This window comes from Pseudoalteromonas sp. P1-13-1a (genome assembly GCF_001401875.1).
Classification (GTDB): domain Bacteria; phylum Pseudomonadota; class Gammaproteobacteria; order Enterobacterales; family Alteromonadaceae; genus Pseudoalteromonas.
In genome coordinates this window covers 1-230 of sequence record NZ_LKDV01000142.1, presented here as the reverse complement: position 1 = coordinate 230, position 230 = coordinate 1, and the positions used below count along the sequence as shown (strand labels likewise).

Genomic DNA, 230 nt, shown 5'->3' with positions numbered 1-230 from the left:
GAGATGGCAGAGTGGTCGAATGCACCGGTCTTGAAAACCGGCATAGGTTTGTAGCCTATCTAGGGTTCAAATCCCTATCTCTCCACCACTATTTAATTAATGGTATGAATAAACTACCGTTAATACAATCTGTTATGCGTTGGAGAGGTGTCCGAGTGGCCGAAGGAGCTCCCCTGCTAAGGGAGTATAGAGTTTGTAGCTCTATCGAGGGTTCGAATCCCTCCTTCTCC

Annotated in this window: 1 tRNA gene; it reads left to right on the top strand. The window is 47.0% G+C overall.

The features are described from left to right. Positions 1-141: 141 nt before the first annotated feature. A tRNA-Ser gene (locus tag AN391_RS20170) sits at positions 142-230 on the top strand.